Origin of the sequence: Burkholderia sp. SJZ089 (assembly GCF_007828315.1) — a bacterium.
Classification (GTDB): domain Bacteria; phylum Pseudomonadota; class Gammaproteobacteria; order Burkholderiales; family Burkholderiaceae; genus Burkholderia; species Burkholderia gladioli.
In genome coordinates, this window is record NZ_VIUM01000005.1 from 330,235 (window position 1) to 351,085 (window position 20,851).

General features: G+C 68.0%; 16 protein-coding genes. 2 read left to right on the forward strand and 14 right to left on the reverse strand.

Annotated features, from left to right (window positions below):
- Nucleotides 1–27: 27 nt before the first annotated feature.
- The 4 genes from FB600_RS11835 to FB600_RS11850 form a co-directional block, all read right to left on the reverse strand.
- Entirely contained in the window at nucleotides 28–1,209 is a 1,182-nt protein-coding gene (locus tag FB600_RS11835) for an acetyl-CoA C-acetyltransferase (protein ID WP_025097675.1), read from the reverse strand.
- A 104-nt stretch (nucleotides 1,210–1,313) separates the two neighbouring features.
- Nucleotides 1,314–3,248 carry a class I poly(R)-hydroxyalkanoic acid synthase gene (gene phaC / locus FB600_RS11840; RefSeq protein ID WP_096748756.1) on the reverse strand — a complete coding sequence of 645 codons (1,935 nt, stop codon included), beginning with the start codon at nucleotides 3,246–3,248 and terminating at the stop codon, nucleotides 1,314–1,316.
- Nucleotides 3,249–3,660: 412 nt separating this feature from the next.
- The gene (gene pgeF / locus FB600_RS11845) at nucleotides 3,661–4,509 is read right to left on the reverse strand and encodes a peptidoglycan editing factor PgeF (RefSeq protein WP_096748755.1); all 849 of its coding nucleotides are present in this window, start codon (nucleotides 4,507–4,509) and stop codon (nucleotides 3,661–3,663) included.
- Complete coding sequence (locus FB600_RS11850) at nucleotides 4,510–5,706, reverse strand: RluA family pseudouridine synthase (RefSeq protein WP_013698228.1); 1,197 nt, start codon at nucleotides 5,704–5,706, stop codon at nucleotides 4,510–4,512.
- 51 nt (nucleotides 5,707–5,757) lie between these two features.
- On the opposite strand from FB600_RS11850, the gene FB600_RS11855 reads away from it, so the two are divergent.
- Nucleotides 5,758–6,585 (forward strand): outer membrane protein assembly factor BamD, encoded by an 828-nt coding sequence (locus FB600_RS11855; RefSeq protein WP_036039581.1) that lies wholly within the window; start codon nucleotides 5,758–5,760, stop codon nucleotides 6,583–6,585.
- A gap of 115 nt (nucleotides 6,586–6,700) precedes the next feature.
- On the opposite strand, the gene FB600_RS11860 is transcribed toward FB600_RS11855, so the two are convergent.
- From FB600_RS11860 to FB600_RS11870, 3 genes are all read right to left on the reverse strand, one after another.
- The gene (locus tag FB600_RS11860) at nucleotides 6,701–8,971 is read right to left on the reverse strand and encodes an ATP-dependent DNA helicase (protein WP_098181876.1); all 2,271 of its coding nucleotides are present in this window, start codon (nucleotides 8,969–8,971) and stop codon (nucleotides 6,701–6,703) included.
- A gap of 58 nt (nucleotides 8,972–9,029) precedes the next feature.
- The gene (locus FB600_RS11865) at nucleotides 9,030–9,245 is read right to left on the reverse strand and encodes a YdcH family protein (RefSeq protein ID WP_013698231.1); all 216 of its coding nucleotides are present in this window, start codon (nucleotides 9,243–9,245) and stop codon (nucleotides 9,030–9,032) included.
- A 127-nt stretch (nucleotides 9,246–9,372) separates the two neighbouring features.
- Nucleotides 9,373–10,116, reverse strand: a complete 744-nt coding sequence (locus FB600_RS11870; RefSeq protein WP_105819843.1) for a colicin transporter — start codon at nucleotides 10,114–10,116, stop codon at nucleotides 9,373–9,375.
- 141 nt (nucleotides 10,117–10,257) lie between these two features.
- Here FB600_RS11870 and FB600_RS11875 point away from each other — a divergent pair, with 141 nt between their 5' ends.
- Nucleotides 10,258–12,591 (forward strand): Tex family protein, encoded by a 2,334-nt coding sequence (locus tag FB600_RS11875; RefSeq protein WP_145756779.1) that lies wholly within the window; start codon nucleotides 10,258–10,260, stop codon nucleotides 12,589–12,591.
- 166 nt (nucleotides 12,592–12,757) lie between these two features.
- Here FB600_RS11875 and FB600_RS11880 read toward each other — a convergent pair whose 3' ends face one another.
- The 7 genes from FB600_RS11880 to hflK all read right to left on the reverse strand — a co-directional run bounded on the left by FB600_RS11880 (nucleotide 12,758) and on the right by hflK (nucleotide 20,840).
- Nucleotides 12,758–14,650: a potassium transporter Kup gene (locus FB600_RS11880; protein ID WP_046581606.1), complete on the reverse strand. Its 1,893-nt coding sequence runs from the start codon at nucleotides 14,648–14,650 to the stop codon at nucleotides 12,758–12,760.
- A gap of 241 nt (nucleotides 14,651–14,891) precedes the next feature.
- Nucleotides 14,892–15,494 carry a phosphoribosyltransferase gene (locus tag FB600_RS11885; protein ID WP_025097666.1) on the reverse strand — a complete coding sequence of 201 codons (603 nt, stop codon included), beginning with the start codon at nucleotides 15,492–15,494 and terminating at the stop codon, nucleotides 14,892–14,894.
- 14 nt (nucleotides 15,495–15,508) lie between these two features.
- Complete coding sequence (locus FB600_RS11890) at nucleotides 15,509–16,855, reverse strand: adenylosuccinate synthase (RefSeq protein WP_013698236.1); 1,347 nt, start codon at nucleotides 16,853–16,855, stop codon at nucleotides 15,509–15,511.
- A 112-nt stretch (nucleotides 16,856–16,967) separates the two neighbouring features.
- A complete protein-coding gene (locus tag FB600_RS11895) occupies nucleotides 16,968–18,116 on the reverse strand; it encodes an ATP phosphoribosyltransferase regulatory subunit (protein WP_013698237.1) in 1,149 nt (382 codons plus the stop codon).
- Between the two features lie 183 nt (nucleotides 18,117–18,299).
- Complete coding sequence (locus tag FB600_RS11900) at nucleotides 18,300–18,491, reverse strand: DUF2065 domain-containing protein (protein ID WP_025097663.1); 192 nt, start codon at nucleotides 18,489–18,491, stop codon at nucleotides 18,300–18,302.
- 42 nt (nucleotides 18,492–18,533) lie between these two features.
- Complete coding sequence (gene hflC, locus FB600_RS11905) at nucleotides 18,534–19,439, reverse strand: protease modulator HflC (RefSeq protein ID WP_098153952.1); 906 nt, start codon at nucleotides 19,437–19,439, stop codon at nucleotides 18,534–18,536.
- A gap of 15 nt (nucleotides 19,440–19,454) precedes the next feature.
- On the reverse strand, nucleotides 19,455–20,840 hold the full coding sequence (gene hflK / locus FB600_RS11910; RefSeq protein ID WP_096748749.1) for an FtsH protease activity modulator HflK: 1,386 nt from the start codon (nucleotides 20,838–20,840) through the stop codon (nucleotides 19,455–19,457).
- Nucleotides 20,841–20,851 lie beyond the last annotated feature (11 nt).

Genomic DNA, 20,851 nt, shown 5'->3' on the forward strand with positions numbered 1-20,851 from the left:
GCGCTCCCACCGCGCCGCGCGGCGGCGTCACGGGCGCTCGACCGCCAGCGCCACGCCCATCCCGCCGCCGATACACAGCGATGCGAGGCCGCGCTTCGCATCGCGCTTCTGCATCTCGTGCAGCAGCGTGACCAGGATCCGGCAACCGGATGCGCCGATCGGATGACCGATCGCGATCGCACCGCCGTTCACGTTCACCTTCGAGGTATCCCAGCCCATCTGCTGGTGCACGGCGAGCGCCTGCGCCGCGAAGGCCTCGTTGATCTCCATCAGGTCGAGATCGCCGACCGACCAGCCGGCGCGCTCCAGGCAGCGGCGCGAGGCCGGCACCGGGCCCATGCCCATCACCTTCGGGTCGACGCCGGCATTGGCGTAGGCCTTGATGCGCGCGAGCGGTGTGAGGCCGAGCGCCTTGGCCTTCTCGGCCGACATCACCAGCACCGCGGCGGCGCCGTCGTTGAGGCCCGAGGCATTGGCCGCCGTCACCGAACCTTCCTTCGAGAAGGCGGGCTTGAGGCCCGCCAGCGACTCGGCCGTCACGCCGTGGCGCACGAACTCGTCGCTGGCGAAGCGGATCGGCTCGCCCTTGCGCTGCGGGATCTCGATCGGCACGATCTCGTCGTCGAAGCGGCCCGACTTCTGGGCGGCCTCGGCCTTGTTCTGCGAGAGCGCCGCGAAGGCGTCCTGGGCCTCGCGCGTGATGCCGTATTCCTTGGCCACGTTCTCGGCGGTGATGCCCATGTGGTAGTTGTTGTAGACGTCCCAGAGGCCGTCCACGATCATGCTGTCGACCAGCTTGGCGTCGCCCATCCGGAAGCCGTCGCGCGAGCCCGGCAGCACGTGCGGCGCCGCGCTCATGTTCTCCTGGCCGCCCGCGATGACGATCTCGGCGTCGCCCGCGATGATCGCGTTGGCGGCCAGCATCACGGCCTTCAGGCCGGAGCCGCAGACCTTGTTGATGGTCATGCCGGGCACGGCGGTGGGCAGGCCCGCCTTGATCACGGCCTGGCGCGCCGGGTTCTGACCCGATGCGGCCGTCAGCACCTGGCCCATGATCACTTCGCTGATCTGGTCGGGCGCCACGCCGCTGCGTTCCAGCACGGCGCGAATCACGCTCGCGCCCAGTTCCGGCGCGGCGATCTTGGCCAGCGAACCACCGAATTTGCCGACCGCGGTGCGCGCGGCCGATACGATCACTACGTCAGTCATGTCTTCATCCTCCAGGCCCGCACCGCGACCCGCTCCGTTGAAAAAATGCCGGGGCACAGACGGCCAGCGTGCGCCGCCTGTCGCGATCCGTCAATGCTCCTGCTTCAATTCCTTACCAGGACGTAGCGCCCGGGTGCCGGCTCGATCACCGGGAACTGCGCCGAACCCAGCGAGGCGCGCGGCTTGGTCTTGCGACCGCCGTATTGGTCGAGCCAGTCGATCCATTCCGGCCACCAGCTGCCCGGGTGCTCGGTCGCCGCGTCGAACCAGTCTTGCGCCTGTTCCGGCAGTTCTTTGGCGTCGGGCGCGTCGAAGCTCCAGTAGCTGCGCTTGTTCTTGGCCGGCGGATTGATCACGCCCGCGATGTGGCCCGAGGCGCCGAGCACGAAGCGCAGCGGCCCGGTCAGCAGCGAGGTCGAGGCGTAGGCGGTCTGCCAGGGCACGATGTGATCCTCGCGCGAGCCGTAGATGAAGGTCGGCACGTCGATGCGCGTGAGGTCGACCGGCTCGCCGCACACGGTGAGCGCGCCGGGCTCGCGCAGCTTGTTCTCTAGGTAGGTGTGGCGCAGGTACCAGGCGTACATCGGGCCCGGCAGGTTGGTCGAGTCGCTGTTCCAGTACAACAGGTCGAACGGCGCCGGCGTGCGGCCCTTGAGGTAGTTGTCGACCACGTAGTTCCAGACCAGATCGTTGGGCCGCAGAAACGAGAAGGTATTGGCGAACTCCACGCCATGCATCAGGCCCGGCGCCGTGCCGTGCTTGCCGCCGATCGACTGCTCGCGCATCTGCACGTGCGCCTCGTCGACGAACACGTCGAGCACGCCGGTATCGGTGAAGTCGAGCATCGCGGTGAGCAGCGTCATCGAGGCTACCGGGTGTTCGCCGCGCGCGGCCAACACCGCGAGCGCGGTGGCCAGCATGGTGCCGCCCACGCAGAAGCCGAGCGCGTTGATCTGCTCGCGGCCGCTGATCTGCTGGACCGTGTCGATCGCGGCCAGCACGCCCTCGTTCATGTAGTCGTCCCAGCCCTTGGCCGCGATCGACGCATCGGCATTGCGCCACGACACCAGGTAGACCTGGTGGCCACTGGCCAGCGCATGCGCGACCAGCGAATTCTCGGGCTGCAGGTCGAGGATGTAGAACTTGTTGATGCAGGGCGGCACGATCAGAAGGGGCCGCTCGTAGACGGTCGCCGTGACCGGCTGGTACTGGATCAGCTGGATCAGGTCGTTCTCGAACACCACCGCGCCAGGCGTGTTCGCGAGGTTCTTGCCGACCACGAATTGCGATTCGTCGGTCTGCGAAATCTTGCCGCGTTGCAGATCACCGAGCAGGTTCATCATGCCCTGCCGCAGGCTTTCGCCCTGCGTGTCGAGCACGCTCTTCTGCGCCTCGGGATTCAGCGCCAGGAAGTTGCTCGGCGACAGTGCCGCGGTCCACTGCTGCACCGCGAACAGAATCCGCTCGTGCGTCTTGGCATCGGTCTCGACCGCCTCGGCGAGCGCCTGCAGGTAGCGCGCGTTGAGCAGGTACCAGGCAGCCGTGAAGGCATGCGCGGGCGAAGCCTTCCAGGCCTCGGCGCTGAAGCGCCGGTCCTTCAGCTCGGGCGCCTCGAGCTGCGAGGCGGTCGCCTTGCGGAACAGCTCGGCGCTCTCGCGTGCATAGTCGGCCTGTAGCTGCTGCAACCGTGCCGGCGGCACCGAGGCGACCGGCAGCGACATGCCCGGCAGCGCCGCGCCGCCGGGAAAGGCCGCGCCGAACTGGCCGCTGAACGGATTGCCGAATTGAGCTGCAAACGGTGCACCACCCGCGGCCGGCCACTCGGGCAGCTTGGGCATGGCGAACGGAAAGGGAAAGGAAGCAGCCGGATTCGCTTGCGCAGACTGACCGGCCGCGGCGCGCAGGGGCTCCGCGAAGCGGCCCCATGCGTCGAGCCACTGCTGGAACATCTGTTGAATCGGCTGGGACGCATCGGCCGTCTGGCGCCCCGGATTGAAGTCCGCTTGTGAGGAAGTCGACGAATTTTTCGGTGCTGTCATACCTGCCTTACCGGTGATTCCTGGCTGTGCATCTGGACATCCTGCGTCAACGACCTGCCGGCTACGCGACCTGCCGGCCGTCATACGCTGGAGGTGGCTTCACGATTCTGCCGCAGTGCAGTAGTTTTATCATTATCGTTTTCCCCCATGCGCTGCCGCGGGGGAAAACGCGCGAGGCCGCGACTATGCGGCAATCCGTCGCAACATCGTCGACGAGGCCCGGCCCGAGGCGACGTGCGAGTGGCTTGGAGCCGGTTCAGCCTAACCGGGTTCCGTGACGGGAATCATGTCACGCGCCGCAGCAAAAAGCCCCCGGCATTTGTACCGGGCCAGGCAAGAAATACCCGTATCGATATGAGCGAGGGGCCGTGGAGGGGCGATCCCCCGTGCTGCCGGCCCGCTCCTCAGGCTTCTAGTCGTTGATCCAGATCATCGCGGCCATGCGACCCGTGACCCGATCGCGCCGGTAGGAGTAGTAGCGATGACGCTCGGTCACCGTGCAGGCGGTGCCGCCCGTCGCCTGCATGATGCCGAGCCGCGCCAGGCGCAGGCGCGCCAGCGCGTAGAGATCCGCGTGGTGCTTGCCCGCCGCGCCGTCGATCGCCACGAAGGCGCGGGCGGTCGCTTCGCGCTCGTCCGGCAGCGCCGCATCGGCGAATGCCGCGTGCACGTCGGCGCCGACCTCGAAGACGCGCGGGCCGATCGCCGGGCCCAGCCAGGCATGCAGGCCGCTCGCCTCGACGCCGGCCAGGTCCGCCACCTGGGCCGCGGTGTGCTCGAGGATGCCCGCCACCAGGCCGCGCCAGCCCGCGTGCGCGGCACCGATCGCGCGGCCGGCCGCGTCGCAGAACAGCACCGGCAGGCAATCGGCCACCATCACCACGCAGACGGCGCCGGGCACGTCGGTCACGCTGGCATCGGCGCGAACCGGCGCGTCCGCCGCCGGGCCGGCCGCCAGCACCGCGTCGGCACGCACGACCTCGGTGCCGTGCACCTGCTCGAGCCAGGCCGCGCGCGGCGGGCCGGCCAAGGCCAGCAGCCGCGCGCGATTCGCCTCGACGGCGGCCGGATCGTCGCCGGTATGAAGGCCGAGGTTCATGCCGCCGGGCGCATCGCCCTGCTCCGCCGACCATCTGCCATAAGGCGCGGCGCTCACGCCGCCGTCACGCGTCGAAACCAGCGCGCGCACGCGCGGCGCGACGCGCCAGTCGGGTTGCAGGCAATCGTCGAGGCTCAGCTCGGGCAGCGTGATGGTGGTCATTCAGTCCTCTTCCGGATCGTCGCGTACGTAGATGATCTCGCCATCGTAATCATCGTCGTCGTAATCGTCCTCGTCGTCGAAGTCGGCGTCCTCGGCACCGAAGCCGAGCGCGGCGGCCAGCTCGGCGATGTCGTCGGGCACCGGACAGCGCCACTGCATCGAGCGCCCCGTGAGCGGGTGCACCAGGCCGAGCCGCCAGGCATGCAGGGCCTGGCGCGCGAAACCGCCGGGCAGCGCCGCGACCGAGCGCTTGCCGCGTGCGCGGCCATACACGGGGTCGCCGAGCAGCGGATGGCCGGTATGCGCGCAATGCACGCGGATCTGGTGCGTGCGGCCGGTCTCGAGATCGCAGTGGATCGCCGACACCGGCTGGTTCTGCCAGAGCACCGTATCGACGCAGCGAAAGTGCGTGCGGGCCGGCTTGCCCGAGGCGCCCGTGACGACCGCCATGCGCGTGCGCTCGCGCGGATCGCGGCCGATCGGCGCGTCGATGGTGCCGCTCTCGGGCATGCGCCCCCACACCAGCGCGAAATAACGCCGCTTGACGGTGCGCGCCTGCAACTGCCGGACCAGGTCGGTCTGCGCCGCGAGCGTGCGCGCCACCACCATCAGCCCGGAGGTTTCCTTGTCGAGGCGATGGACGATACCGGCGCGCGGCAGGCCGGCCGCCGCCTCGCCGTAGCGATGCAGCAAGCCGTTGAGCAGGGTGCCGCTCCAGTTGCCGGCGGCGGGATGCACCACCAGGCCGGCGGGCTTGTCGATCACCACCAGGGCTTCGTCCTCGTAGACGATCGACAGCGGCACCGGCTCGGGCGCGAACGCGAGCTGCTCGGGCAACAGGTCGGGCACCAGCTCGATGGTCGCGCCCAGCGGCACCGGCTGGCGCACCTTGGCGGGCGCGCCGTCGACGCGCACGCGCTGCTCGTCGATCCAGCCCTGCAGGCGGCTGCGCGAGAATTCGGGGAACAGTTGGGCGAGCGCCTTGTCGAGGCGCTCGCCGGCGAGCGAGTCAGGCACCACCACCACCCGCGGGGCCTCGTCGCCCGATGCGGCGCAGGCCGGCGCGGCAAGCGACTCGCCGGACAGATCATCGTCGAGCGAATCGCCCGCCGATGCGTCGGACGGGGTGGAGCTTGGGCTATAATCGTCGCCATTTGCCGTGCCCGGCCGGGCACGGAACGAACTTGAACGGGTCATTTAGACTGGGTCACCGAGACTGAAAGCTAGGACATGCGAGCCACATTCACCATGATGAATTCGACCAAACGCGTGGCAAAACCTGTGGCCGCGTGGGCTGCATTGGCCGCGGCCGCCGCGCTGATCGCCGGCTGCCACGGCTTGCCGCAGAAGACCGACGAAACGGCGACCTGGTCGAACAACAAATTATACTCAGAGGCTCAGGATGCCCTGAACGGCAGCGATTGGGGAAAGTGCGCGAAATATTTCGAAGCGCTGCAAGGCCGCGATCCGTTCGGCCATTTCGCCCAGCAGGCGCAGATCAACGTAGCCTACTGCAACTGGAAGGATAACGAAGCAAGCGCCGCCGACCAGGCCGTCGACCGTTTCATCCAGTTGCACCCGGATCACCCGGACATCGCCTATGCCTACTACCTGAAGGGGATGATCCACTTCAACGACGATCTCGGCCTGTTCGGCCGCTTCTCGGGTCAGGACATGAGCGAGCGCGATCCGCAGGCGCTGCGCGAATCGTATGACGCGTTCAAGATCGTCGTCGACCGCTACCCGAAGAGCAAGTACGCGCCCGACGCCGCCGCGCGGATGCGCTACATCGTCAACGCGCTGGCCTCGCACGAGGTGCACGCCGCCGACTACTACTACCGCCGCGGTGCCTATGTCGCCGCGATCAACCGCGCCCAGCTGGCGATCACGCAGTACAAGAACGCGCCGGCGATCGAGGACGCGCTGCACATCATGGTGCTGTCCTACGGCAGGCTGAACCAGCCGCAACTGGCCGACGACACCAAGCGCGTGCTGGCCAGCACCTTCCCGGACAGCCCGTACATCACGGGGCATGCCCGTCCCGGCGCGAAGAAGAAGTCCTGGTGGCAGTTCTGAGCCCGCTCGCTCGGCTGCCCCGCTGCGGGCGGCCTGCCGCGAGCACCCACTAAAAAAACCCGGCCATGGCCGGGTTTTTTATTTGATGGCGAGGCAACCGCCTGCCGAAGCGAGTTCAGGCACGAATGCCGCGCCCGCCCTCCTCGAAGAACTCGCGCACCACGTCGATCTCGCGCGTGCGCTTGAAGGGCGGCAGGCTCTGCCAGATGCGCCGGCCATAAGGCTTGTCGACCAGCCGCGTGTCGCAGATCATCAGCACGCCGCGATCGGTCTCGGCGCGGATCAGGCGGCCCGCGCCCTGCTTGAGCGTGATCACCGCCTGCGGCAGCTGGTGCACGGCGAACGGGCTCAGGCCCTTCTTGGTCAACGCATCGAGCCGCGCGGCCAGCACCGGATCGTCGGGCGGCGCGAACGGCAGCTTGTCGATCACCACCAGCGACAGCGCGTCGCCGCGCACGTCCACGCCCTCCCAGAAGCTCTGGCTGCCGACCAGGATCGCATTGCCGTAGGCGCGGAAGCGGTCCAGCAATTCGGTGCGGCTCGCGTCACCCTGCACCAGCAGGGGCATGTTCCAGCCGCGCGCCTCGATGGTCTCGCGCAGCTTGGAGGCGATCCGGTCGACCGCGCGCAAGGTGGTGCAGAGCATGAACACGCCGCCGCCCGAGGCTTCGATGGCCGGCAGCGCCGCATCGAACACCGCGTCGGTGAACATCGGCGAGGACGGCTGCGGCATGTCGCGCGGCACATAGAGCAGGCCCTGTGCCGGATAGTCGAAGGGACTGGGCAGCGTCATCGAGCGACGCGAGCTGAGCCCCATCTGCGCCGCGTAGTGGGTGAAGTCGCCGCGCACCGACAGCGTCGCCGAGGTGAAGATCCAGGCGCGCGGCACGCCAGCGCGCTGCTTGGCGAAGATCGGCGCGACCGACAGCGGCGTTTCGTGCAGTTGCACCGTCTGCGAGAACACCTCGACCCAGCGCACCTTCTCGTCGGGGTCGTCGCGCTTCGCCTCGGCCGCCTCGCCACCCGCCGCCACCTCCTTCACGGTTTTCGCCGCGCTGGCCGCCGCCGCATCGGGCGCGACCCAGCCGGCCAGGATGCCCTGCAGCTCGCGCGCGCGGCGCAGGCAGGCGCCCAGCGATTCGGCGCGCTCGGCCTGCCCGGCCAGCGCCGAGGCGAGCGCGTCGAGCGCGGCATCGACATCGTCGAGCGCGGCGAACAAGGGATGATCCTCGCCGAGCTGCGCCAGCGAGACGCGCACGATGCCGCCGTCGGCGAAGGCGAGCCGCACGTCGCGCGCCGCGCGCTCCAGCGCGGCGCCGAGCTTGACCCACTCCACCGCGTCGCGCGCATGGGCCAGGCCCTCGACCACGGTGTCGCGCGCGAGCTCGAGCATCTGCGTGGTCGACAGCGTCTCGCCGAAGAACAGCGTGGCCGTCTCCGGCAGTTGGTGCGCCTCGTCGAAGATGATGGTGTTCGCGCTCGGCAGCAGCTCGGCCATGCCGGTATCGCGCAGCATGATGTCGGCGAAGAACAGGTGGTGGTTCACCACCACCACGTCAGCCTGCTGCGCCTCGCGGCGTGCCTGCATCACGAAGCATTCCTTGTAGTGCGGGCAGTCCTGGCCGAGACAGTTGTCGCGCGTCGAGGTGACCATCGACCAGACCTGCGCCGTCTCGGGCACGCTGGCCAACTCGGCCTTGTCGCCGCTGCGCGTGAGCTTGGCGAACCGAACGATCTCCTGCAGGTAGGCAGTGTCCTGCCGGGTCGGCAGGCGGCCGTTGTCGGCCGTGCGCTGCAGGTAGTAATGGCAGAGGTAGTTGGAGCGGCCCTTGAGCATCGCGATCGTGACGGGCACGGCGAGCGCGTCGCGCACGGTCGGGATGTCGCGCTGGAACAACTGGTCCTGGAGGTGCTTGGTGCCGGTCGAGACGATCACCTTGCCGCCCCACAGCATGGCCGGCACGAGATAGGCATAGGTCTTGCCGGTGCCGGTACCGGCCTCGACGATCAGGGTGTTGTCGGCGCCGTCGTCCCCGGCGGTGGCGGCGCTGTCGCCGCGCGCATCGTCGCCGGCCGGCGCGGTCTCGCCCGCCTGCAGCTTGCGGGCCGGGCGCTTGCGCGCATCGAAGATCTCGGGCTCGGGCAGCTTGCGCGCCGACGCCTCCATCGCGGCGGCCACCGCGCGCGCCATGTCGATCTGCGAAGCCCGCGGCCGGTAGCCGTCGAGCACGCGCGCGAGCAGGCCGCCCTCGCCGAAGATCGCGTCGAGTTCATTGACGCGCTTGCGGCTCGGGGTGGCAAGGGGATGGGGGGCGCCCGCGCGCGAAGACGCGGCGGACGATTCGTCGCGCCGCGTGTCAGCGGGTGCTTCTAGCGGTGAATTCAAGGCAAGCGGTTCCTCATTTCCGGTGCCTGACGCGGCCCCGGCGCTTGCCAGGCCGCCCTCAGGCGCGCTGATCCGGTTCGAGCTGCGATTGCAGCATGATGATTTTGTCCTTGGCCAGCAGCTTTTCCTTCTTCAGCCGGTGCAGCGCCAGATCGTCGATGTCAGAGCGCATTTCCTTGAGCTCGATCTCGCGTGCCAGCTGACTGTGCTGCTCCTGCAGGGATACCAGCCGGTTGCGCAATTCCTGCTTCAGCTCTGCTTGACGGGTTTGCATGCTCGCCTCCTCAAAAGAACCGGCTCGACGCAGCGGCCTTTCGATGCCGCTCGCGATTCGCCGGGTTGGCTGTCCGAACGAAATACCCACCCCTGGCTGTCTGGCGTGACGACGTGCGCGGCACGCCCTACTGCTGTTGTTGCTGCTGTTGCTGCTTTTCCTTGGCCTTCTCGGCCGCCTGGCGCTGCCGCTCCTCGACATCGGCCTTGTGCTGCTCGGCCTCGCGCTGCTTGTCCGCGTAACGCTCGGCGTTCTGTGCCCGCTCCTGCGCCTTTTGCGCAGCCTGTGCGTGGGCATCGTCGAGCTTCTTCTGGAAATCGGCCTGCTTCTGATCGTACGCCTGCTGGCTGGCCGCGCGCTGCGGCGCGTCGGCATCGCGCTGCGCGCGCTTGAGCTCGTTCTCGCGCTGCCTGTCGGCATAGGCGGCCGCGCTCGCGGCCTCGCTGGCGGCGCGCTGCGGCGCTTCGGCCTGCTGCTGCGCGGCCTTCAGCGCGAGCTCGTCGTCACGGCGCTTGGCGCGCACCGCGCGCTGCTCGTCGTTCAGGGCGAGCTGCTGCTGGCTGATGCTCGAACGCTCCTCACGCATCGTGTCACGCGCTTTGGTCAGACAATTGTTGACGAAGAACTTGCTGTAGCAGTCATGCTGGGCCACGCCATAACGATAATTGTTTTCCGCCGTGCGCTGATTGAGCACTTTTTGGCGGGCATCGAAATCGCGATCCTGTGCCGCGGCGACAGAGTCGCTCGTGACGGCTGCATCGGACGCGGCCGCCTGCGCGGCGGCCACGGACGAAGCGGCGCCGAGCGCGAGGGCCAGCGCGGCAACGAGTAAACGGGAGATTGGCAACGTCGTAGGAAAGCTGCGGGACATGGGGCAAATTCTAACACCGCGCCGCCGCCCTCGCGGCGGCGCCCCGATGCATTTATGGCAAAATGCCCCGCTCCATTCACCCGCCCGGCCCGGTTCGCCGGCCACGGGCGTTCCAGCAGGCCGTAGACGCACTCACTACCCATGACGGAAACCGTAGCACTCAAGATCGTTCAACGCATCGCCTCCGAACTCGCGGTCCAGCCGCGGCAGGTCGCGGCAGCCGTGCAACTTCTCGACGAAGGCTCCACCGTTCCGTTCATCGCCCGCTACCGCAAGGAAGTGACGGGCAATCTGGACGACACGCAACTGCGACAGCTCGAGGAGCGCCTGCTGTACCTGCGCGAACTCGAGGAACGCCGCGCCACCATCCTCGCCAGCATCGAGGAACAGGGCAAGCTGACCGACGAGCTGCGCGGCGCCATCGAGACCGCCGACAGCAAGCAGGTGCTCGAGGACCTCTACCTGCCCTACAAGCCCAAGCGCCGCACCCGCGCGCAGATCGCCCGCGAGGCCGGCCTCGAGCCGCTCGCCCAGGCGCTGCTGGCCAATCCGCTGCTCGATCCGCAGGCCGAGGCCGCCGCCTATGTCGATGCCGACAAGGGCGTGGCCGACGTGAAGGCCGCGCTCGACGGGGCACGCGACATCCTGTCAGAACAGTTCGGCGAAACGGCCGAGCTGCTCGGCAAGCTGCGCGACTACCTGCACGGCCAGGGCGTGGTCTCCTCGGCCGTGGTGGAAGGCAAGGAGAACGAGGAAGGCGAGAAATTCCGCGATTACTACACGTATTCGGAAACGCTCAAGACGGTGCCTTCGCACCGCGCGCTGGCCCTGTTCCGCGGGCGCAACGCCGGCGTGCTGACGGTCAAGCTGGGCCTGGGCGAGGAACTCGACGCGCAGGTGCCGCATCCGGGCGAGGCGATGATCGCGCGCCATTTCGGCATCGCCAACCAGAGCCGCCCGGCCGACAAATGGCTGTCCGACGTGTGCCGCTGGTGCTGGCGCGTCAAGGTCCAGCCGCACCTGGAAACCGAGCTGCTGACCAAGCTGCGCGAGGATGCCGAGAGCGAGGCGATCCGCGTGTTCGCGCGCAATCTCAAGGATCTGCTGCTGGCCGCGCCGGCCGGCCCGAAGGCCGTGATCGGCCTGGATCCGGGCCTGCGCACGGGCGTCAAGGTGGCGGTGGTCGATCGCACCGGCAAGCTGCTCGCCACCGACACGATCTACCCGCACGAGCCGCGCCGCGACTGGGACGGCTCGCTGGCCAAGCTCGCGCGCCTGGCCGCGCAGACCCAGGCCGAGCTGATCAGCATCGGCAACGGCACCGCCTCGCGCGAGACTGACAAGCTAGCCAGCGAACTGATCTCGCGCCATCCCGAGCTGAAGCTGCAGAAGATCGTGGTGTCCGAGGCCGGCGCCTCGGTCTATTCGGCTTCCGAAACGGCGGCCAAGGAATTCCCCGAGCTCGACGTCACGCTGCGCGGCGCCGTCTCGATCGCGCGCCGCCTGCAGGATCCGCTCGCCGAGCTGGTCAAGATCGAGCCGAAGGCGATCGGCGTCGGCCAGTACCAGCACGACGTTAACCAGCGCGAGCTGGCGCGTTCGCTGGATGCCGTGGTCGAGGACTGCGTGAACGCCGTGGGGGTCGACGCGAACACCGCCTCGGCCGCCCTGCTGGCACGCGTCTCGGGGCTCAATGCCACGCTGGCGCGCAACATCGTCGATTTCCGCGACGCCAACGGCCCGTTCCCGTCGCGCGAGCATCTGCGTCGCGTGCCGCGCCTGGGCGACAAGACCTTCGAGCAGGCCGCCGGCTTCCTGCGCATCAATGGCGGCGAGAACCCGCTCGATCGTTCATCGGTCCACCCGGAAGCCTATCCGGTGGTCGAACGCATGCTCGCGAAGATCAGCAAGCGCATCGACGACGTGCTCGGCAATCGCGACGCGCTGGCCGGCCTCGCGCCGACCGAGTTCGTCGACGATCGTTTCGGCCTGCCGACGGTTCGCGACATCCTGTCCGAACTCGAGAAACCGGGCCGCGATCCGCGTCCCGAGTTCAAGACCGCGACCTTCCGCGAAGGCGTCGAGAAGGTATCCGACCTGATGCCGGGCATGGTGCTTGAGGGCGTCGTGACCAACGTGGCCGCGTTCGGCGCCTTCGTCGATATCGGCGTCCACCAGGACGGCCTGGTCCACGTCTCGGCGATGTCGACCAAGTTCATCAAGGATCCGCACGAGGTGGTGAAGGCGGGCCAGGTGGTCAAGGTCAAGGTGCTCGATGTCGACGTGAAGCGCCAGCGCATCGCGCTGACGATGCGCATGGACGACGAACCCGGCGTCGCCACCAGCGGCAGCCGCGGCGGCGGCGCCAACGATCGCGGCGCGGCGCGCGGCGGCATGGGCGGCCGGCCGCCGCGCTCGCGCGAGCCGGAGCCGGCCGGCGCGATGGCGGCGGCCTTCGCCAAGCTCAAGCGCTGATCCATCCCGGGCTATTGAGCTTCGAAGCCCGCAGGAAACGAAAAACCCGCATCCCCGGATGCGGGTTTTTTCATGGCGCGCGCACAAAAGAAAAAGCCGCGCGCTTGCGCGGCTCCGTCGAGGGCAGCAACGGTAGCGGCGCTCGGCGCCGCAGCCACCTCCAGCCTCAGATCTCGATCTTGGTGCCGAGCTCGACCACGCGGTTGGCCGGGATCGAGAAGAAGTCGGTCGGCTTCGCGGCGTTCTGGTGCATCCAGGCGAACACACGCTCACGCCAGATCGACATGCCGGGCAGATGGGTCGGCACCACCGTCTCGCGCGCGAGGAAGAACGAGGTGTCCATCAGCTCGAAGGACATGTCGTGCTTGCGGCCGATGTCCTCGAGCACGGCCTTCACGTCAGGCGTCTCGTTGAAGCCGTATTCGGCCTTGACGATGTACAGCCCGCCGCCCGCCTCGTGCACCGTCACGCGTTCTTCGTCGCGCACATAGGGGATGTCACGCGTGATGAAGGTCAGGAACAGCGTGCGCTCGTGCAGCACCTTGTTGTGCTTGAGATTGTGCAGCAGGCTCACCGGCACCAGCGTGTCGCTGCCGGTCAGGTAGATCGCGGTACCCGAGACGCGATGCGGCGGATGCGCCAGCAGCCCCTGCAGGAACGGCGTGAGCGGAATGCCGTCGGCGGCGGTGCGCTCCTTGACGATATGGCGGCCCTTGAACCAGGTGGTCAGCAGGAAGAACAGCAGCGCGCCGATGCCCAGCGGCAGCCAGCCGCCCTGCGCGACCTTCAGCAGGTTGGCACCGAAGAAGCCGAGGTCGATGATCATGAACACGCCGATAATGGCGGCCACCAGCAGGCGGTTCCACTTCCAGACGTTGATCATCACGACACCGGCCAGCACGGTGGTGATCACCATGGTGGCGGTCACCGCGATGCCGTAGGCGGCGGCCAGGTTATCGGAGGACTTGAAGCCGATCACGATGCAGAGGATCACGAACAACAGCAGCCAGTTCACCACCGGCACGTAGATCTGCCCGATCGCCAGATCGGAGGTGTGCAGCACCTTCATGCGCGGCACGTAGCCGAGCTGGATGGCCTGGCTGGTCAGCGAATAGGCACCCGAGATCACCGCCTGCGAGGCGATCACGGTGGCCACCGTGGACAGCACCACCAGCGGCAACAGCGCCCAGTCGGGCGCGAGCAGGAAGAACGGGTTCTCGATCGCCTTCGGATTCTGCATCAGCAACGCGCCCTGGCCGAAATAGTTCAGCACCAGCGAGGGCATCACCAGCACGTAGGCGGCGAGCCGGATCGGGCGCATGCCGAAGTGGCCCATGTCGGCGTAGAGCGCCTCGGCACCGGTCAGCACCAGCACCACCGAGCCGAGCACCACGTAGGCCTGCAGCACATGGGCCGACATGAAGGAGAAGGCGTAGTAGGGATTGATCGCCGCGATCACCATCGGCACGCGCGCGATGTGGTAGATGCCGAGCGCGGCCAGCGTCAGGAACCAGATCACCATGATCGGGCCGAACAGCTTGCCGACCATCGCGGTGCCATGGCGCTGGATCCAGAACAGCGCGATCAGGATCACCACCGTGATCGGCAGCACCATGTGGCTCAACTGCGGCGTCGCGATCTCGAGGCCCTCGACGGCCGACATCACCGAGATGGCCGGCGTGATCACCGCGTCGCCGTAGAACATGCAGGCACCGAAGATGCCGAGCGCCATGAGGATCCTGGCGGCATTCCTGCGCGGTTCGATCGAGCGCAGCGCCAGCGCCATCAGCGCCAGCACGCCGCCCTCGCCGTTGTTGTCGGCGCGCATCACGAACAGCACGTACTTGACGCCGACCACCAGCATGATGGCCCAGAACAGCAGCGAGATCACCCCGAGGATCGAGGCCTGCGTCAGCGGGATACCGTGAGCCGGGCTGAACGCCTCCTTCAGCGAATAGAGCGGGCTGGTGCCGATATCGCCGAACACCACGCCGATCGCCGCGACGGCGAGAGCCTGCAAGGAGGAAGAGCGCGTGTTCGAATGGTTCGTGTCGGTCATGGAAGCGTAACGTTCCGTTCTGGGGTCGGAAAAACGAGCGCTATTCTAGACTGACCGGGTCGCAATGCCACCTCGCGGTGTTGCCGTGATGCGACGCGGCGCGGCCAGTGTAGCATGCGTCCCCGTTTAGACGGAAAGCGCGCCGGCAGACTGGGCGCCGGCGCGCAAAATGAAATCGGCGCCCATGGGCGCCGATGCGTGCGCCGCGCGATCGCTTCGCGCGGCGTGTCGAGCGAGTCGCTTACTGCGCCGCCTCGTCGTTGCGCTGCGTATAGCCGCGCTTGGTCCAGGCCACCAGGTTGTGGGGACGCAGCGTGTCCCACTCCTCGAAGGGCTGATGGATCCAGGGATTCGTCGCCAGGTGCTGGACGAAGTAGTCGGGCTTGACCTTCGAACAGGCCTTGTACCAGAGCACGGCCGAGCGCACCGCCGTGACCGACGGATAACGCTCCTTCAGATGCTGCTGGACGCGTGCGAGCGTGACGCCCGAATCGACCAGGTCGTCGACCAGCAGCACGTTGCCCGACAGGTTGCCGCGCGTCATGGTGATGTACTGCGCGATATCGAGATCACCCTGCTGGGTGCCGGCCGCCTCGCGATACGAACTGGTCGCGAGAATCGCGAGCGGCAGGTCGTAGATGCGCGAGAGCTGGTCGCCCACGCGCAGGCCGCCGCGCGCGAGGCAGAGGATCTGGTCGAACTTCCAGCCCGATTCGTGCACCGCGAGCGCGAGCAGCTCGACGAGCCGGTGATATTCGTCCCAGCCCACCCAGAGGTTCTTGTCGTCGTTGCGAGGATCGGACATGGCGATCGGAGCGCCGTGATGATTCGTGGCTTGCGTCATCGTGCGGGCAAACCTCAGACCTTGAACGGATGACGCAGCAGGATCGTCTCGTCGCGATCGGGGCCCGTCGACACCATGTCGATCGGCACGCCAGCCACTTCCTGGACGCGCGTCAGGTAGGCGCGGGCCGTCGCCGGCAGCGCATCCCAGCGATCGATGCCGACCGTGCTTTCCTTCCAGCCCGGGAAGGTTTCGTAGACCGGCTCGCAGCGCGCCACGTCGGCCGCGCCGCGCGGCAGCAGGTCGACATCCTTGCCGTCGATCTTGTAGCCGACGCAGAGTTGCACTTCCTCGAGACCGTCGAGCACGTCGAGCTTGGTCATGCAGAGGCCCGACACGCCGTTGATCTGGATCGAGCGGCGCAGCGCGGCCGCGTCGAGCCAGCCGGTGCGTCGCGGACGGCCCGTGACCGAACCGAATTCCTTGCCGACGTTGGCCAGCGTCAGGCCGACCTGGCTCTGGCGCGCGGGATTGTCCGCGTCGTAGAGCTCGCTCGGGAACGGGCCCGAGCCGACGCGCGTGCAATAGGCCTTGGTGATGCCGAGGATGTAGTTGAGCTTCTGCGGGCCGACGCCGGCGCCTGCCGCGGCCGCACCGGCCACGCAGTTGCTCGAGGTGACGAACGGATAGGTGCCGTGGTCGATATCGAGCAGCGTGCCTTGCGCGCCTTCGAACAGCAGGTTCTGGCCTTGATGGTTCGCGTCGTAGAGACGGCGCGAGACATCGGTGACCATCGGCTTGAGACGATCGGCATAACCGAGCATCGTGTCGAGCGTGGCCTGGAAATCGACGGCCGCGCCGCCGAGATACTGGGTCAGCACGAAGTTGTGGAAGTCGAGGTTCTCGCGCAGGCGATCGGCGAAGGTCTTCGCGTCGAACAGGTCCTGCACGCGCAGCGCGCGGCGGCCGACCTTGTCTTCGTACGCGGGGCCGATGCCGCGGCCGGTGGTGCCGATCTTGTCGGCGCCGCGGCGGGCTTCGCGCGCCTGGTCGATCGCGACGTGGTACGGGAGGATCAGCGTGGCGGCTTCGGAGATGAACAGGCGCGAGCGCACATCGATGCCCGCCTCTTCCAGCTCGCCGATTTCCTTGAACAGCGCCTCGGGCGACAGCACCACGCCGTTGCCGATGTAGCAGGCCGTGCCCGCGCGCATGATGCCGGAAGGAATGAGGCGCAAGATGGTTTTCTTGCCGCCGATGATGAGGGTGTGGCCGGCGTTGTGACCGCCCTGGAAACGCACGACGCCGTGAGCGTGGTCCGTCAGCCAGTCGACGATCTTGCCCTTGCCTTCATCTCCCCACTGGGTTCCCACGACGACGACGTTGCGCCCGGGAGTCACATTCACTGCGCTGGCAGACATGTTGATTCGTTAGCTGGTTAAAAACGTATTCTACCTAGGTTCGGCGCGGGTTCCGAATTTTTCCGTTTCGCGTCAACGATATGGCACCCGAAACATCCGCGCCGCGCTTGTTTCAGCGGGTCTGGACGAGCCACGCGCCGCCCTGCTCGACCAGCACGCGGTCGCAGGCGAACTCGTCGAGCACGTGATCGTGTCCCGGCAGCGCCTGGATCACGACCTCGCCCGCATCGCGCAGCGCGGCCACCGCCACGCGCAGCGCCTCGTCCTGGCGCCAGGGCGCGAGGATCGCCGTGCCGCGTGCCTCGATCGGCGAGATCCGCGCGATTTCGCGCAGGTCCAGCGAGAAGCCGGTGGCCGGGCGGGCGCGGCCATAGGCCTGCCCGACGTGGTCGTAACGGCCGCCACGCGCCACCGCGTTCGGCACGCCGTCGACGTAGGCCGAGAACATCGCGCCGCTGTGATAGGCGTAGCCGCGCAGGTCGGCCAGGTCGATCGCGACCTCGGCGCCCTGCACCTGGGCCGCGAGCTGCGCGAGATCGTCGAGCGCGCGCGTGATTTCAGGCAGCGCCGGCAACTGACGACGCGCCTCGTCGATCACCGAGGCATCGCCGTACAGATGCGGCAGCGCGCGCAAGGCGGCGCGCGTATCCGGCCCCAGATCCTCGGTCAGTTCGTTCAGGAGCGGCACGTCCTTGCCGGCCAGCGCGCCGTACAGCGTCTCGCCACGTGCGGCGGCCACCGCGTCGCGCGAGAACAGCGCATTGAGCACGCCGGCGTGGCAGAGGTCGAGGCGGATCGTGCCGATGCCGGTCAGGCGCAGCGCGTCGAGCATCAACTGCTGCACCTCGAGATCGGCCTCGAGGCCCGCATGGCCGTACAGCTCGGCACCGATCTGGATCTGCTCGCGCGTCGCGTGCAGGCCGCGCGGCCGCGTATGCAGCACGTTGCCCGCGTAGCAGAGGCGCGTCACGCCCTGGCGGTTCAGCAGGTGCGCGTCGATCCGCGCGACCTGCGGCGTCATGTCGGCACGCAGGCCCAGGGTTCGGCCCGACAGCTCGTCGACGAGCTTGAAGGTGCGCAGGTGCAGATCGTTGCCGCCGCCGGTCAGCAGCGACTCGAGATACTCGAGCAGGGGCGGCATCACCATTTCGTAGCCATACGAACGGAAGCGGTCGAGCAGCCTGCGACGCAGCTCCTCGATCTTGCGTGCTTCCGACGGCAGCACGTCGGCAATATTCTCGGGAAGTAACCAGGTCGACATCGTCACGGTCCTACGACAGAAACTGCGGCGCGCGCTGGCGCGCCGGATTTGGAATCGGATGGTGCAAATACCGGGCCTTCGGCGCAGCACGCGAGGCGGCGGCGCACGCGGCGCGCGCGATCCGGCCCGATGGGCCGGAATCGGTCAAAACAGGAGAAAACGGGCCGGATCGACAGCCCTACGTCAGGTCGCGAAGACGAGCAGCACGAGGCCGATCACCATCACGATCAGGCCGCCGATCCGGATATGATGCGGCGGTCGCTCCGCTATTCTACGAAAGGTGTCGCGCCAGGCGACCGGAAACACGAACGGGAACGCGCCTTCGATGATCAGCATCAGCGCGAGAGCGAGCAACAGCGAACCGGCCAGATCCATGCGGTATCGATGCGCCGCGCGAGGCGGCGCCCCTTCTCAGCGTCAGTGTTTGCGGGGAGCGGGAGCCGGCGCCGCGGAAGCACCGCCGCCCGTCGGGCCGCGCATGAAGCGGAAGAACTCGCTGTCCGGGTCGACGACGATCACATCGTTCGCATGGAAGGTGTTCCGGTACGCCTGCAGGCTTGCATAGAACTGGTAAAACTGCGGATCGCGGCCGAAGGCTTCGCCGGCGATCGAGGCGGCCTTCGCGTCGCCCTCGCCCTTGATCTGCTGGGCCGACTGGTAGCCGTCCGCGAGGATCTGCTGTTGCTGGCGGCCCGCCTCGGCCTTGATGCGCTCCGCGTCGGCCGCGCCTTCGGCGCGCTCGGTATCGGCACGCTCGCGCTCGGCCACCGACATGCGGCGATAGGCAGCCTCGGCCGCGGCGGCGGGCAGGTCCACGCGCAGCAGCGACACGTCGGCGATCTCGACGCCGTAGTCGGCGGCCGCGGTTTGCAGCGAACGCTTGGCTTCGTCGGCGATGGCCTGCTGCGCGCCGATCGCATCAACCAGCGAGCGCGTCGAGAACGCCTGCGTCAGCGCGCCCTTCAGCGAGGCCAGCAGCGGATCCACCGCATCGCGCAGGCCGCCTTCGGTCTTCGCGTAGTACTTGAGCGGATCGGCGATCCGGTAGCGCACCGCCGGGCTGACCAGCACGTCCTGCTTGTCGGCCGTGGTGCAGCTCTGCGGATCGGCCCATTCGAGCGTCTGCAGGCGCGTGTCGACCAGCACGGCCGTCTGCAGCGGCGCCGGCAGCTTCGCGTGCAGGCCGGGGCCCAGCACGGTCGGTTCGCCGTCGCCGCGGGCCGACAACACCGCCGCGTGACGCGGATCGACGATGAACACGGTGGACGACGCGATGAACGCGACCACCACAAGCGCAATGACGAGCGCAACGATTCGATTCATGTGTGGCGCTCCCCTTTACTGCAGATCGTCTTCGCGCGACCGGCTGCGGAACGCCTCGCGCGATCGCAGCGGATCGTTGCCGGGCGCCGCGCTGGCGGCGTTGGCCGCGCTCGCGGCCGGCGCGGCGCTCACCGATGCCGCGGTGGCACCGGAGGATGCCGGCGCGGTGTTGCCCGCATCGGGTGCGCTGGCCGGCTGGCCGGCCGCGGCCGGCGCGGCGCCGCTGGCGGCTTCGGCCGCGCGCTGGCGCTGCTGCTCGACGATCTTGTCGATCGGCAGGTAGACCAGGCTGTTGCCGCTCTTGCTGCCGATATAGACCTTGGTGGCCTTCGAGTAGATGTCCTGCATGGTGTCGAGGTACATGCGCTCGCGCACTACCGCCGGCGCCTTCTCGTATTGCGCGTAGACCTGCTTGTAGCGATCCGCGTCGCCCTGTGCCTGCGTCACGACGCGATCGGCATAGGCTTTCGCGTCGTCGACCAGCTTGGCGGCATCGCCGCGCGCGCGCGGCAGCAGATCGTCGGCATAGGCCTGCGCGGCATTCTTGGCCGCCTCGCGCTCCTGGCGCGCCTTGCCGATCTCGTCGACCGCCGCCTGCACCTGCTCGGGCAGTTGCGCGGCCTGGATCACCACGCCCGTCACCACCAGGCCCGTCTGCTCGCGGTCGAGATCACCCTGGATCGCTGCGCTCAATTGATCGCGCAGCTTGTCGCGATCGGCGCCCGTCACTTCGCTGGCCGCCGCGGCGCCCACGATGCGACGAATCGCCGCCTGCGCAGACTGGCGCACGGCGAGCTCGGGATCGACGGTTCGGAACAGGTAGTCGGTGGCGGAGCGGATCCGGTACTGGACGACGAAGCGCACGTCGACGATGTCGCCATCGCGCGTGAGCATCGAGGCATCCTTCACGTTCGCCACGCGCACCACGTTGTTGCGGCCGATCTCGGTGGCGTGGATCTGGGCGGTATCGACGATCTCGTGCGACTCGAACGGATACGGCAGGCGCCAGTGAACGCCCTGGCCAACCGTGCCGCGAGATTCGCCGAACTGCAGCACCACGCCGGTCTGGCCGTCGGGCACCACGAACACGCCGCTGCCGGCATAAACGGCGACCAGCACGCCGATCACGATGCCGACGCCAACCCTCGCCGCGCGGCCGTTGTCGGGGCGCAAGCCGCGATTGCCGCCGCCCTTGCCGCCGAACAGGCCAGCCAGGCGCCGGTTGAAATTGCGCCACATTTCGTCGAGATCGGGGGGGCCTTCGCCGTCGGGCGGCGGACGCTTCGGGTCGTTCTTGCGGGACTTGTCGCCATTGCCCTCGCCGCGACCCCAGCGGGGATCGTTGATCGACAGCATCGGGCGCTTGCGCAGCCAGGAACTCCGCTCGTTGTAATCGTTCACCTGAGTTTGTT

Coding starts and splice junctions, on each gene's coding strand:
- hflC (WP_098153952.1), bottom strand. CDS start 19,439: ATGAATCGAATCGTTGCGCTCGTCATTGCGCTTGTGGTGGTCGCGTTC.
- FB600_RS11870 (WP_105819843.1), bottom strand. CDS start 10,116: ATGTCCCGCAGCTTTCCTACGACGTTGCCAATCTCCCGTTTACTCGTT.
- FB600_RS11875 (WP_145756779.1), top strand. CDS start 10,258: ATGACGGAAACCGTAGCACTCAAGATCGTTCAACGCATCGCCTCCGAA.
- FB600_RS11895 (WP_013698237.1), bottom strand. CDS start 18,116: ATGTCGACCTGGTTACTTCCCGAGAATATTGCCGACGTGCTGCCGTCG.
- FB600_RS11835 (WP_025097675.1), bottom strand. CDS start 1,209: ATGACTGACGTAGTGATCGTATCGGCCGCGCGCACCGCGGTCGGCAAA.
- FB600_RS11880 (WP_046581606.1), bottom strand. CDS start 14,650: ATGACCGACACGAACCATTCGAACACGCGCTCTTCCTCCTTGCAGGCT.
- pgeF (WP_096748755.1), bottom strand. CDS start 4,509: ATGACCACCATCACGCTGCCCGAGCTGAGCCTCGACGATTGCCTGCAA.
- FB600_RS11885 (WP_025097666.1), bottom strand. CDS start 15,494: ATGACGCAAGCCACGAATCATCACGGCGCTCCGATCGCCATGTCCGAT.
- FB600_RS11855 (WP_036039581.1), top strand. CDS start 5,758: ATGATGAATTCGACCAAACGCGTGGCAAAACCTGTGGCCGCGTGGGCT.
- FB600_RS11850 (WP_013698228.1), bottom strand. CDS start 5,706: ATGACCCGTTCAAGTTCGTTCCGTGCCCGGCCGGGCACGGCAAATGGC.
- FB600_RS11865 (WP_013698231.1), bottom strand. CDS start 9,245: ATGCAAACCCGTCAAGCAGAGCTGAAGCAGGAATTGCGCAACCGGCTG.
- FB600_RS11900 (WP_025097663.1), bottom strand. CDS start 18,491: ATGGATCTGGCCGGTTCGCTGTTGCTCGCTCTCGCGCTGATGCTGATC.
- phaC (WP_096748756.1), bottom strand. CDS start 3,248: ATGACAGCACCGAAAAATTCGTCGACTTCCTCACAAGCGGACTTCAAT.
- FB600_RS11890 (WP_013698236.1), bottom strand. CDS start 16,855: ATGTCTGCCAGCGCAGTGAATGTGACTCCCGGGCGCAACGTCGTCGTC.